Annotated in this window: 10 protein-coding genes; 8 read left to right on the top strand and 2 right to left on the bottom strand. The window is 38.7% G+C overall.

Annotation, left to right across the window (positions count from 1 at the left end):
• Window positions 1-122: 122 nt before the first annotated feature.
• Window positions 123-1,157 carry an anthranilate phosphoribosyltransferase gene (gene trpD, locus BUB71_RS10915; protein ID WP_073154882.1) on the top strand — a complete coding sequence of 345 codons (1,035 nt, stop codon included), beginning with the start codon at window positions 123-125 and terminating at the stop codon, window positions 1,155-1,157.
• 79 nt (window positions 1,158-1,236) lie between these two features.
• On the opposite strand, the gene BUB71_RS10910 is transcribed toward trpD, so the two are convergent.
• Window positions 1,237-2,388 (bottom strand): adenosylhomocysteinase, encoded by a 1,152-nt coding sequence (locus BUB71_RS10910; RefSeq protein ID WP_073154881.1) that lies wholly within the window; start codon window positions 2,386-2,388, stop codon window positions 1,237-1,239.
• 174 nt (window positions 2,389-2,562) lie between these two features.
• Here BUB71_RS10910 and BUB71_RS10905 point away from each other — a divergent pair, with 174 nt between their 5' ends.
• Complete coding sequence (locus BUB71_RS10905; RefSeq protein WP_245815579.1) at window positions 2,563-4,449, top strand: esterase/lipase family protein; 1,887 nt, start codon at window positions 2,563-2,565, stop codon at window positions 4,447-4,449.
• Window positions 4,450-4,584: 135 nt separating this feature from the next.
• Here the strand turns inward: BUB71_RS10905 and BUB71_RS10900 are convergent, their stop codons facing one another.
• Window positions 4,585-6,474 (bottom strand): GNAT family N-acetyltransferase, encoded by a 1,890-nt coding sequence (locus tag BUB71_RS10900; RefSeq protein WP_073154879.1) that lies wholly within the window; start codon window positions 6,472-6,474, stop codon window positions 4,585-4,587.
• A 214-nt stretch (window positions 6,475-6,688) separates the two neighbouring features.
• Between BUB71_RS10900 and BUB71_RS10895 the strand changes: the two genes are divergently transcribed.
• The 6 genes from BUB71_RS10895 to BUB71_RS10870 all read left to right on the top strand — a co-directional run bounded on the left by BUB71_RS10895 (window position 6,689) and on the right by BUB71_RS10870 (window position 13,672).
• Complete coding sequence (locus BUB71_RS10895; protein WP_073154878.1) at window positions 6,689-7,378, top strand: thermonuclease family protein; 690 nt, start codon at window positions 6,689-6,691, stop codon at window positions 7,376-7,378.
• A 447-nt stretch (window positions 7,379-7,825) separates the two neighbouring features.
• Complete coding sequence (locus BUB71_RS10890) at window positions 7,826-8,008, top strand: hypothetical protein (RefSeq protein WP_073154877.1); 183 nt, start codon at window positions 7,826-7,828, stop codon at window positions 8,006-8,008.
• A 116-nt stretch (window positions 8,009-8,124) separates the two neighbouring features.
• Complete coding sequence (gene ilvD / locus BUB71_RS10885) at window positions 8,125-9,816, top strand: dihydroxy-acid dehydratase (RefSeq protein ID WP_073154876.1); 1,692 nt, start codon at window positions 8,125-8,127, stop codon at window positions 9,814-9,816.
• A 102-nt stretch (window positions 9,817-9,918) separates the two neighbouring features.
• Window positions 9,919-11,376 (top strand): spore germination protein, encoded by a 1,458-nt coding sequence (locus tag BUB71_RS10880; protein WP_175552349.1) that lies wholly within the window; start codon window positions 9,919-9,921, stop codon window positions 11,374-11,376.
• Window positions 11,373-12,554, top strand: coding sequence for a Ger(x)C family spore germination protein (locus BUB71_RS10875; RefSeq protein WP_073154875.1), 1,182 nt, complete (start codon window positions 11,373-11,375; stop codon window positions 12,552-12,554). The genes BUB71_RS10880 and BUB71_RS10875 overlap by 4 nt, the downstream gene beginning before the upstream one ends.
• Window positions 12,539-13,672, top strand: coding sequence for a GerAB/ArcD/ProY family transporter (locus BUB71_RS10870; RefSeq protein WP_073154874.1), 1,134 nt, complete (start codon window positions 12,539-12,541; stop codon window positions 13,670-13,672). Before BUB71_RS10875 ends, BUB71_RS10870 begins: the two co-directional genes overlap by 16 nt.
• The last annotated feature ends 279 nt before the right edge of the window (window positions 13,673-13,951 follow it).

Genomic DNA, 13,951 nt, shown 5'->3' with positions numbered 1-13,951 from the left:
CTACAAGCTAAAAACCTCTATATAAGGAGGTTTTTAGCGTTCTGCGTTTGGGCATGAATGATACGAATTGATTATGTATATAAATTAGTTAAAATAGAATAAAAAGTAAAAGGATGAACAAGATGCAACTTGCTCAATATATAGATCAAATCAAGCTGGGACACCATTTATCGAAGGAAGAAGTGAAACAGTCGCTTGCTCATATATTAGAACATAACGCTACTGATAGAGAGATTGCAGCTTTTCTAGATGCATTATCCATTAAGGGAGAGACCGTGGAAGAGTTGCTTGCATTTGTAGATGAATTGAAAACCCGAGCACTCCCTTTTCCAGCAAAGGGAGTCGTTGACCTATGTGGTACAGGTGGAGGATCATTTGAACGGTTTAACGTTTCCACTACAGCAGCATTTCTCTTAGCAGCAGGAGGGGTTCCGGTCGCTAAGCATGGAAATAAAGGATCAAGAAGGGCAAATGGAAGCTTTGATATGCTAGAAGCGCTTGGAATACCGCTTGACTTGGAACCAAATTTATCAATGGAGTTATTAGAAGAGTTTCAATTATGTTTTTTATATGCTAGAAAATATCATCCGACTGTTGCAACTGTAACAACAGCAAGAAAGAGAGTAGCTCGAAGAACAATCTTTAACTTGATCGGACCGTTATGTAATCCAGCATGCATCAGTTATCAATTACTTGGAACGCCAGATCGTCTAGTTGCGTTCAAAATGGCAAATATTCTTCGGAAATTGGGTCGAAAACGCGCTCTTATTGTAACAGGAGAATCAGGCATTGATGAAATAACGATTAGTGGTAAAACATATGTAATCGAGATGAACCAGGAATCGGTTGAAGAATATATTTTTCGACCACGAGATATTGGAATACCAGAAGCATCATATGCTGAAATTCCTTGTGGTGATGCCAAAGAAAATGCACGTATATTTCTTTCTCTCTTACGAGGAGAGCTTGATCCGCCACTGGTCAACCTAGTCTGTCTAAATGCGGGAGCTGTTTTTTACTTATATGGTGTATCGAAGACGATCCAAAGTGGGTATGAACTAAGTAGGCAATTGCTAAGGAGTGGGCGTGTTTGGGAATATTTTCATACCTATAAAGAACATTTGAAATCCCATGTACTAAATAGTGATCAATTTTAGATGATCCATATGCTTTATATGCTTCATTGAGATCAGTCCATAATAGAGATGACCAAGACTCACTTAGCCGGTAATCAAATCAGCCATGAAGTTCTAACCAATATGATGCAATTTGTGACCGTTGTAGTTCTCCCAATTCACTCAGTCCAGCGTGAATGGATTGATTTTTTAATAACTCAATTATACATGTAAGTATTTCAGCATAAACGATATCAAAAATTTCAGTGGGTACACTTCGCTCACGAAAATTTAATGCAGTTCCATTACTCAAAAGGATAATCTCTTTCTGATTTAATGTATATACTTTTACCTCAGGACGAAGTTGCCGAACTTTTGATGCGGCTTTTTCCAAAGCAATCCGATCAAATTCAATATCTTTTGATCCGCCGCTGATCAAGATGACACCAGATTTGAAGGCGCGCATCATGTCTAATGAAACAGCATAATTACCGGTTGCAGAAATAACAAGATCATATTGATCGAGCGATTGATGTGGTCGCAAAATCCGATAGCCTTCAATTCTCGCTTTCAACATTTTTAAAGGGTCTTTATCATATACAGTTGGGTGAATGAGGTTTAATTGTAGTGATTTTGCGATTTTTTCACCAATCATTCCATAGCCGACTACAAGAGCCTCTGCCCCCTGAATGGTTAAGCCCAATGAACGCATCATGTTATTAAAGGCGAGTGTGATCGATTCTCCAACAAAATAAGATTCAATCTCTTTTAAACTACTACGCGCCACATGCATAATTGGGACATCTAATGACGCTTCGATCTGTTTATAGCGTTGATAACCAAATGTGGTTCCTTCTACAACACCAGCGAAATATGGTTTTAATTCAGTTGGAATTTGTTGAATTGCTTTTGAAAAATACCCACCCAGCTCATGAACAATTACTTTTTGCTGATGTTGTTTTGCTTTTTGTAATGATTGAATCAAAATTTGATATAGAAAATCATTGCTTTCAATAGATTCATATTGAACCTGCTTTACTTGAATAGATAACTTTTGGAGCTGTTCTAGAATATCAGATTCAGAAGTATATTCTTTCCCTAATATATAATCAATTGCTACTCCTGCTTGAGTTAGATATTGGACAAATTCAAGTGTATCTTCAAATAGATGCTGTAAAAGAATGAAACGGCAAGATGATAAAAGGGAATGATGATGGGGATCTTGCGTTAATTTTTCTACTGTACGAAGTTTGGAACCAGCTAGTTTAAACATTATTGAATTTACCCTTCTCTTTGAATTTTTCTTTATTATACATGAAATGATAAAAGAGCTGCGTAACTCTTGAATCATTTTCATCTTGACTTGATTGAACAAAGTGAGTGATATTTGTTAAAATGTTGATAATTATCCAAATTATAATGCGAGGAGTTGTGAGATCGCTTGAAAATGAAATTGATGGCGATATTTACTTGCTTTGTGCTCATCTATATTTCAAATTATGAACAAGGTGTTGCTGTTACTTTTTCAGGATTAGATTCAAACAATTTGAAAATATATCCGAATGATTCAGATGGAGATGGTTTAAAAGACCATATAGAACGTCAATATAAGACAAATCCACTAAAAGCAGATACAGATGGTGATCAGCTTTCTGATTTTTATGAAATGGAAATTTTGAAGACGAGCCCACTACGTAAAGATACGGATCACGATGGGTTATCTGATCGTGAGATCAAGCAAGAGTATGATCTACCAAAGAATCGATGGGGGATCAGGGGTATATATACAGGTACGGGTGAAATCAAAGGGAAGTTACAAATCCGTCAAAGTCCAATCTTGCTGCTGCAACGCTTAAATGAGGTTCAGGTTTTTGACTTGCAAACTCACGATCTCGATATAGCGGTTCACCTGCAAATTCCCGTACAAAGCACATCTATAAAGCTATATCGATACCAATATCAGCATAAAAATTTAGCTGAGCAACATGTGTCACTTACGATTGTGCCAAATCAACAGTACCTGAAGAATAGACAGCTCATTACAGCAACGGTTAAAGAAGGTGATTCCTTTGTGCTGCTGGATGAGCATAAATTTCCGAATTTTGAGAATGGATTAAAGAAACAAACGAAACCTGTACAATTGTCAGCACAATTGGGAATCATCGGTTTGCCGGGTGCTATGATTAATCGTGATGAGATTAAACCAGATCAAACGATTGTTATTACGGGGAAAGAGCAGAAACAAAAGTTTGACCGTGTCAGCTATAAAATCAAAGAATGGTACTCAGATGGTCAGCAAAGTTATCTATCACTTACTCCTGCATCTGTACAGAGCGGTAAACCGATTGTTATATTGTCACATGGCGTTTCACTTGGCGATCTCGATGCATTAGGGGGAACTAGTACAGGCTTAGGGATCAAAAATTTGTGGGATAATCGCAACCATGATGAGCGAAGAGCGGATGCAATTCAAGCAGTAGAGCCCAATCAGACTTTTACAGGAACGCGATATAAGAAGCATGCAGCCGAGCTATATAGTAATCCAGATGTACAGTTTATAACAGGGATTACAGGAGAATCGATTGGTACCTATTTGGTAGATCGTGGCTATACGGTGAACCAAGATTTATTTTTATTTGAATACGACAATGATGCCAAAAATATTTATTGGAATAGCCAGTTTCTACGAGATTATGTTGAGAAGTTACGTAAACTTCGGATCGGTATGGCAAAAGTAAATCTTGTTACACATAGTATGGGGGGTTTAGTAGCGAGGTATTATGTAGAAAATTTGGATGGTCAAGACGGCGATCTTGATGTCAACCAATTGATTACAATTGGAACCCCTCACTTTGGTGCTGAAACTGCCTACCTTGCCAATATGCTTGAAATGGTCAGGGGTCAAAGTTGCTTTTGGAATCCTAAAGGAAAACCTTATGTAGTCGGTACATGTGAACAATTAAAAGGACAGCATCCACATGTACAGTATACTGCAATTGGCGGAGTGACTACTAAACAGGAGTCACCACCTCCACGTTATGGATTTTACCAAGCGCCAGATGAGACTCAGATAACAGATTCTACATATGCAGATTGGGTTCGACGAATTGTGGGTCTACAAAATCAAAAATCGATAGACGATCACATTGTACGCATTGATTCCGCATTGGGTTCTGATCTAGATTATCAAGGAAGGCGAAAACCAATGCTCGATTTTCAAGGGCGCTATGTGATGGCTAACCCAAGCGGCGGAGGGCATGGAGCAATGCTTCGAAATGCAAATGTAAAACAGAAAATTTATCAATTATGCCAACAAGAGCAAGGAGCGAAGTGATTTGACTCACAGACGCTCCTGCTTGACTGTTTTTTTTATCAGGATCATCATTTGTGCGATAAGCCCGAGTTGTATACTTGATTTTTTAGCTCATACGCGATGAAATCTATATTGCGCCTCCCAAATTATTGTTTCCTAACGCTCTTGATTACTCGAGTTTGTATATAATTTCCTATGTTGACGATGCCTGATAATCGTTTGTGTATCATGAGTGTGGCGAAATTTTGGCTTATACTGTAATAATCGGTTAGCATATAAATCAATTGTTTCGAGATGGCCTCTTGCCATTGCTGCAAGAATTGTAAATTGTTTTAGCTCTTTCGTTTGTTTAGCAGTTGGGAACAAGTCATGTGCTCCTGTCCATTGGGGTATAGGTTTTTTTCTTGCTGGTTTTGTCTTATGTTTCAGCTTTTCTTTTTTTTGTCGTCTTTCGATTTCATATCCTTTTTCTAATCCGTGAAGTAATTTTTTTATAATATCATTTGTTTTTCTAGTTCGTTCTTGTTTAATTTCCCGTTCTTTTTTGAGCGATATTCGACTGTTTTTCACGCCAAATTCATGTTGGAGGATTCTTAACGGGATTTCTTGATTAGGAAATAGAAAGCTAGAAATGCTGGGATGTTCAGCTATTATTTTATGATCCGTATGGTACCGAATAAAGTCAAATTCCCGTAAATATTTTTTCATTGAGATTAAATCAATTCCATCTTTACCTGGAGGTAATAAACCATATTTTTTAAATAGAAAATTTAACTCTGGGCTTTGTGCTCTTACTTCATCTTCAAAGAATTGCTCTTTTTTTTGATAAAAATGCGCCGCTCTTTGTTTTTCGGAAGTTCGTAACTGAATTGTGTACATAGATTGTTCTGCCGCTGAGTGGAGTACAAGCGAGAGAATGATTGAACCAAGCCCAGAACCCTGATAAGGTTTGGCAACAGAGAAACGTGTTAGTTCAGCTCTGAACTGATCGACTGGTTTAAAAGCACCAGTGCCGATCACTTTTCCTCGATATTCAGCGACAAGAAAGAGTCCACCCTTTGACCCATACTCTTTTTCAATATTGAATAGATCTGCATAGAGTCTTCTACGGTCTCTCTCCCCTACCCCAACTCGAAACTGGTTCATCCCTTGGCGATGCAGTTCCCAAATCTCATAAAAATCTTCTGGGCGTGCTTCACGAAAGATGAGCGGTTTTTTTAAATGATCCCTTTCGTATATTTCATTTAAAACTCGAATGATTCTAGTGGGAGGTTGCCAAATTCCATATTCTTGTGATCGAATCGATTGATTAGTAGTTATATGAAGTTTGTCTTTTAGTTCAGTAAGTGGAATGTTTTCAAGGTTTTCTAAAAACCGTTGGTCTGTTCTAGATAAAGAGGAGCGAGGAGGGACATTATAGACTGTGTTGGGTCGAAGATTAGTAAGGTCAACATCTTGATCAATGTTGTATTGTTTATAGCCAAGTTGAAGTAAAACAATCTCTAAAGCTCTTTTTTTTGCCTCCTGCCGTCCATAAATGATTTCAAATTGTTTGACTCTGCATGTTTTGTCATCTATAGGTTCAACAAGGATACTGCCAATCTTTTTATTTTCAAACCGAATTTCTCGTTTTTCTGATATTAATGATCCTGATTTTATTTGTGCACCATCAGGTAGAGAGCGATTTTTTGCTAAAACTTTTAATATCTGCTCATCTCCTTGAAAGTTTGGATCGATGATAGGATCATTATCAAAGCCCATGTTAATCATACCCAGTCGCATCATTTGAGCAAATGCTGAATCAAGCTGTGGAAGTTGAAAAGCTGTAGATCGATAGATAGATTTAATTTTACATCGTCTATCTTTGATGATTTCCACAGTTATTGCCCCAATTATTTTTCCGCGATATATAATATGAGCAATGTATTCATGCTCTTGTGTATGAGAAAGCTGTTCGATAAACCGATAATGTTCTTTTTCAATTGTTCCATTAGATGGTCGTGAGCTTTTATTAAGTTGATCTAGTCGTTGCTCGAGTGATTTCAAATGATCCCCTCCCTCTATCTGCTGATCTAATCTATATCAAGAGTCCAAATATTCATGAACTAACCGACTTATACCAATCTTTTCTATTTATTAATATATTATATAACAGCAGCTAAATTTGTAGGTGTTTTTTTGTTTTGTGTAATTATTATATCGATAATGAATAGTAATAAACCCTGAGTAGAATTCTATTCTTCATTAGGGAGGGGCAAGGATGAGAAAAGTCTTTTCATTATGTTTGTGTTTATTATGGATGCTTTCCGGTTGTTCTTCTATACAAGGGGTATCAGATCCGGAAAATTCTGCTTCTACACATCGAGCGATTGTTGATAAGGTTGTGGATGGTGATACGATTCGATTGCAAGATCCGGTATTGGGTACGAAAAAAGTTCGTTTGCTTTCAGTCGATGCTCCAGAAACACATTATGAGGGGAAAGGACAAGAGCCTTGGGGACAAAAGTCGGCTGATTATCTTTCAGCACTTTTGCCAGAAGGTACAAAGATTACCATTGAAACAGACCAAGAGGAAAAAGATCGATATGGACGATTGTTGGCCCATATTAAAAAAGGAAAACAAAATATTAATCTTGAGATGGTCAAGCAAGGTCATGCTGTAACCTATTTTATCTATCCTAATCAGAATCATTTTAAAGTCTTTCAAGATGCATATCTTCAGGCAAAGCGTGCAGGAAAAGGAATGTGGAATTCTTCTAATCCCATTCCCGAGTTACCATTTGAATTTCGTGCTCGCATCTCTCACAAAAAACCAGAAAAGTATATAGGAAATTACAATTCGAAACAGTATGTCACCCCTGAAAAATATAAAGAAATCCCTATTGAAAAACGAATATTTTTCTTTTCAGAAGCTGATGCCAAAAAAGCAGGATATACGCTAAAAAAATAAAACAACTGTCTTTGCAAGCGTTGAACAATTGCTTCTACGATGAGAGAAACAATATCTCGACTATAAATAAACCCTAAAAAACGAGAGGAAGAATGATTGGCAAGCTCCATTTCGGTATCAACTTAGCGGAATGGCAACTGAAGCGACATTTCTCCTTTAGGCAAACTGTTAGAGCCTCCGCAGACGTATGTAGGAGGAGATAAGTTTTGGCCTAGCCGCGAAAGCTGACAGAGTGCCACATCCATACATCTTGGACGGCATGGGACGAAGCGTCGCTGAGAACCATGGTTACGAGCAGATCAGGTGACCTCGTTTACAATCTAGTCTCCATTCTTAGTGAAAGATTAAACCAAAACAAAGTTGAAGCGCCTATTTTAGGTCATCTAACTCACTCCTAGCCTATATGGGACGTATGATAGCTAAAAAAACAGAGGAGTGGAGTATATTATGTCCGAAGGGGCGGAATATTGGGTTGATGTGGAAGATTCCCTCTATCATAAACCATATGCAGGGATGATGAATCCTTACGAATACGGAGACCTAAGTGCAGAAACGAGTTTATTTTTCCTACCCGTTCCATTTTTCTTTTTCCCTCGATTTCCTTTCCATAGATGGGGTCGTCGGTGGTAGGAAGAATATTTTTTCTAAAGATTGCTCCTTAGCGTGCAATCTTTATTTTTGCAGTCAAATGAGCAAAAATATAGTATGGTTGTAATAGATTTTTCAATTGATAAGGAGTGAAACAAGTGTCAGAAGATAAGGATTTGCGGATTCGTAGTAAAGTGATTAGTGAAGGAGTAAGTCGAGTACCAAATCGAGCTATGCTACGGGCTGTTGGGTTTGAAGATGAAGATTTTCAAAAGCCGATGATTGGCGTTGCCAGTACATGGAGCGAAGTGACACCTTGTAATATTCATATAGATTCTTTGGCACGTGAAGCAAAACGTGGTGCGCAAGACGCAGGAGGCGCCCCTTTAATTTTTAACACCATTACTGTGTCGGATGGCATTTCTATGGGGCATGAAGGAATGCTGTATTCGCTGCCCAGTCGGGAAGTAATCGCTGACTCAATCGAAACCGTGGTCAGTGCTGAACGTCTTGATGCATTTGTTGCGATTGGTGGTTGTGATAAAAATACCCCTGCCTGTTTAATGGCTATAGGACGAATGAATTTACCTGCTGTTTACATATATGGAGGAACGATTCAGCCTGGCAAACTCGATGGAAAAGATATTGATATCGTTTCTGCTTTTGAAGCTGTAGGTCAACATCAAGCCGGAAAAATCGATGATGATCAACTACATCAAGTTGAGTGTCATGCTTGCCCAGGTGCGGGAAGCTGTGGGGGTATGTATACAGCAAATACAATGGCATCTGCTGTTGAGGCGCTTGGCATGAGTTTACCTGGTTCTTCCTCTATACCAGCAATTGCTGAAGCAAAAGCAGTAGAATCAGTGTCGGCTGGACAAGCAGTAGTGGAGTTATTGAAAAAAGGAATTTACCCACGTGATATCATGACTAAGAAAGCCTTTGAAAATGCGATTACAGTTGTAATGGCGCTGGGAGGTTCTACCAATGCTTTCTTACATCTGTTAGCAATTGCTCACTCAGTCGAGGTTGATTTAACATTAGATGATTTTGAGCGAATTCGTCGTCGTGTTCCTCATTTAGCTGATTTAAAACCAAGTGGTCGTTATGTGATGCAGGACTTAAACGACATTGGTGGGGTTCCGGGTGTGATGAAACTCTTACTAGAAAAAGGTTTATTACATGGGGACTGTCTGACCGTTACAGGTAAGACTTTGGCGGAAAACCTAGCTGAAGCCCCTGAGCTTAAAGAAGGACAAGAGATTATACGTCCTTTTGATCAGCCTTTAAAACCTGATGGCCCATTGGTTGTATTAAAAGGGAACTTAGCCCCAGAAGGTGCAGTGGTTAAACTGTCTGGGATCAAGAAACAACGTTTTACTGGACCAGCGCGCGTTTTTAATAGTGAAGATGAAGCAGCGGAAGCCATTTCGAAAAATCTAATCAAAAAAGGCGATGTTTTGGTCATTCGTTATGCTGGCCCTAAAGGTGGTCCAGGCATGCCAGAAATGCTTTCTGTGACAGCGATGATTGTAGGTCAAGGGTTAGGTGGAGAAGTTGCCCTTGTGACGGATGGGCGATTCTCGGGTGGATCACATGGATTTGTAGTTGGGCATGTATCGCCAGAAGCACAAGTAGGTGGGTCAATCGCGCTCTTGCAGGAAGGCGATTTAGTCACAATCGATAGTGAAAAACAAGAGATGAACATTGAGATATCTGATGAAGAATTTGAACAACGCAGACAAAACTGGACAGCTCCAGCGCCTAAGTTTACTTCTGGCATTTTGTCGAAATATGCTCGACTCGTCTCTTCTGCTTCAAAAGGAGCTGTAACTGATATCATTGAGTAATAAAAAACAGCCATCGCAAGGTGGCTGTTTTTTGTATAAATCGCATCGCTTCGTCACATGCTAGAGTCATTACTTCCTATTCATGGAAGAAGGTGGTTGCTCATGCGTCGGTTGCGAAAAGATATTTCTACGAATCCAATGCTTCAATATGTAAAACAAGAGTTATCCAATTGTTCCGATGTAATATTTCATGCAATCGAAGGAAAAGACAATTACCATTGTATGGTTGTATATATTGATACAATTATTGATAAGAAGCGCTTGCATGAAAACTTAATCCCCATTTTTATGCGCGAATTAGAAAATGCTCCACAACATGTATATCAACAGTTAGAACATAATCAACTCCTTCCTATGCCTGTCTCAAAAGCGCAAAATAAAGAGCAAGTTGTATCTGAATTATTAATCGGGAAAGTGGCAATCTTCTTTTCCCATTGTGATGATGTTTTTTTACTCTCTTCATTGACAAGATATGAGAAGAGAGGGGTGCCAGAATCAAAAAATGAAATGGTGATTGTCGGTCCTCAGGAAGCCTTTAGTGAAGATATAGATACAAATCTATCTCTTCTACGTCATCGGATTCGCCATCAGCATTTTAAAGTTAAAGATTATGTTATTGGGAAATTGACACGTACAAAGCTCTGTATCATCTATATCGAGGGGATTTGTGATCCAAAACTCATTCAAAAAATAGAAAAACAGATTCAAAAAATCGATGCATTTAAGATGATGGGTGTGAGTTTTATAAGTGATCATTTGGAGGAATATATGAAGTCGCCATTTCCACAATTTCAATATACAGAGCGTCCAGACACTCTAGCAGCCGCTTTAACAGAGGGTCGTGTGGGAATCATGGTTGAAGGAACACCGATGACTTTGATTGCTCCTGTCACTTTCTTTACATTGATGCAATCTCCAGAAGATTATTATCAACGATTTTTTGCGGCTACATGGATTCGATGGATTCGTTATTTCTTTGTTACGATCTCTTTTCTGTTGCCGTCTGTTTATGTGGCTGTGACAACTTTTCATCCAGAAATGTTACCATCCAGTTTATTGATTACTGTTGCAGCAGCAAGGGAGAATATTCCATTTCCTACCATTTTCGAAGCGCTGATGATGGAGGTTACATTTGAGGGCTTACGAGAAGCAGGGATACGAATCCCAAAACCGATTGGCCAAACTGTCTCGATCATTGGAGCCATTGTGATTGGACAAGCGGCTGTACAAGCCGGGATTGTATCTGCACCTGTTGTGATTGTTGTTTCCATAACTGGAATCGCTTCATTTGTGATTCCTCATTTTGAACTAGGACTATCTTTTCGATTACTTCGTTTTCCTCTCATGATTGCGGGAGGAACATTGGGATTGGTTGGATTAATTATAGCGGTATTTCTGATTTTCTTACACTTGGTTTCCATTGAATCATTTGGTGTTCCTTATATGCGTCCAATTGCGCCATTTGTTTCCAAAGATTGGAGAGATTTATTTGTACGGGCACCTTGGACCGTTCTTAAACGACGTACTAAGGCCTTTCAATCAAAGGAAGATCGTTCATGAAAGTGACCTTGAAGAGCTGGCTTCTGCTTGCTTTGATCAGTTGTATCTGTTTCATCTGCACAGGTTGTTGGTCAAGTATTGAGGTAAATGATCGCACTTTTATTACAGGAGTTTATGTCGACAAAGGTAATAAGCCCGGTGAAGTCGAGTTAACCTTAACAGCACCTTTACCCAATCGTTTAGTTCCAGGTAGCCTACAAGGGGGGGGGACGGGCGAGCGATCTTATGCTGCTTTGAGTAAGACAGGGAAGACGATTCCTTTTGCGATTCAACGAATTCAATCTGATTTAACTCGGAAACTCTCTTGGGGGCATACTCGTGTAATTGTTATTAGTCGTGACTATGCCCAGTCGGGGATTACTCCCTTGCTAGAATGGATTACTAGACAGCCTACTTTCCATATTAAGACGTATATTCTCATTTCGCCGGGCAAAGCGAAAGAAACAGTGAAGCTTACACCAGTTTTTGAACGTGCCCCTAGTGAAGTGCTACGAGAATTTGCCAATCAAAAAACGATTTTAGGGGCAACAGTTCGTGATTTCCTATTGGCACATTATGCCGATCAAGGAACAGCTGTTTCTTTTCTGACAATGGGTACGATGCCAATGGTAAGTGAGCAGGGTAAGAAATCCGAATGGGCCGGAACTGATGGGGCAGCCATTTTTAGAGATGACCAAATGGTTGGTAAGATAGCACCAGAAAAGGCACGTATGCTTTCTTGGGTGATCAAACAAATTAAAAGTCCTACATTTGTTTTTCAATCTCCTGTTGATCATGGGAAAATAAGTGTTGAATTTGAACGAATTGATGCCAATATACTGCCAAAACTACGTGGAAAACAAATCGTATATAATATCGAACTCTTAGGAGATGCTAGTATTGTTTCTGCTGATACCAAAGAGAGTATCACGAAGCCTCATCAATGGCACCAGCTTGAGAATATATTAAAGAAGAAGTTGGCGAAAAATCTAAAAAAAGCATTAGTAGAAACACAACGTTTACGCGCTGATGTGCTTCGCTTAGGAAATCGCTTAGAGTGGTGGTATCCCAATCGATGGAAGCAAGTAAAAGATAACTGGCCAGATGTCTATCAAAAACAAGTCTTTTTTGAAATAGAACCAAAGATTTATATTAAACACTCTGGCTTAGAGGGTGATTCGCTATGGAAATTCAAGTGAAAAATGAGAAGGAAGGACAATTATTCACCTCTGGACAACTGAGTCGTTTGTTTATTCTATATACAGCTGCTTCTTCTATCGCTTTTATGATCCAACCTTTGTACCTGAAAAGTGATTTTTCAGGATGGTGGGGAATTGTACTCGCTTACCCTATAAGCCTATTTTTTATCTATTTTGCAGTCCGACTTGCCCAAACGCATCCAACAAAAAAATGGATCGATTTTGGCAAGAAAATTGTCGGAAGTTGGCTACACGCCATCGGAATTGCTTTATTCATAGCGATGTTTTTAACCATCAGTATCCTTAATCTTAACAATTATACCGATTTTGTTGGCTATATTTATCTAGTGAATACCCCTGATTTTGTCATAACTGGGGTTATTTTATTATGTGCGGCAATCGCTGCTTCTTCTGGGTTACGTTCTATTGTTTATTTATCTGATGGGATATTTATCTTAATTTTTCTAGTGACAACATTTTTTGTTCCTCTGATGGTTCGGGACATTGATCTTAACGCTGGGATCGCGCTTTTTACCCATTTTGAACCTTTAAAAATAGGTTATGCAACATTGTTTATATCAAATTGGATCGCAGATTTAATCATGGTTTTATTTCTTGCTCCACGATTTGATCTAAAACAAAAACCGATGAAACCCATCTATATTTCAGCAGGAGTAAGTCTTTTTATCATCTTTATCTATTGGATCGTTGGTTTGATGTTAGTAGGGCCACATTTAGGTGCTCATTTACGCTATCCATTGTTGGAGTTAGTACGTCATATTTTGATAGGAGAGTTTTTAGAAAACCTTGATCCATTATTTGTCGCTATTTGGTCAATAACATTGATTTTAAAAATCGCCTTACTAATCTATATCTGCTCTTCATTGATTTTTCAATACTTTCATATTCAGATGGAAAAAAAACGTTATATACCTGCCATCGTTGCGCTTGTTTTACTTGGGGTCAGTTCATTTCTTGAAAAATTCACCTCAGAATACTATTTTGCTATTGAATCTAATTGGATTGAATACTTCTTGTTCTTTGTTAAGTTTGTACCCATTGTCTATTTTCTTATCTATAAAATCCGTTCCCGTAAGAAAAAAACAAAAGCATCATGATTGATGCTCCAGACTGATGAAAAACCTAATGAACGAGTGAAGAGGTTTGTATAACTGGGTAGAAGAAGGAGAAATCGTGGAGTCAATATTTCGCTGCGGAGCGACTTTCAGGCGCTACAAAGCCACGACTGTGTAGAAAAGAATAGGCGGTAGTACTGTCTGAGGCGATAGCCGAGTTGATACCGCCCTGAGCGAGCAGTCGTGGCGCCTTGAAGACATCTTCGTAGCTTGAAATGGAGGCGAAATGTGAAATATTGACGGAACCTCTACTTTGTCTAC

Source organism: Seinonella peptonophila (assembly GCF_900129355.1).
Taxonomy (GTDB): domain Bacteria; phylum Bacillota; class Bacilli; order Thermoactinomycetales; family Thermoactinomycetaceae; genus Seinonella; species Seinonella peptonophila.
Note: the sequence above shows the minus strand (reverse complement) of the source record. Positions and strands in the feature narration are given on the sequence as shown.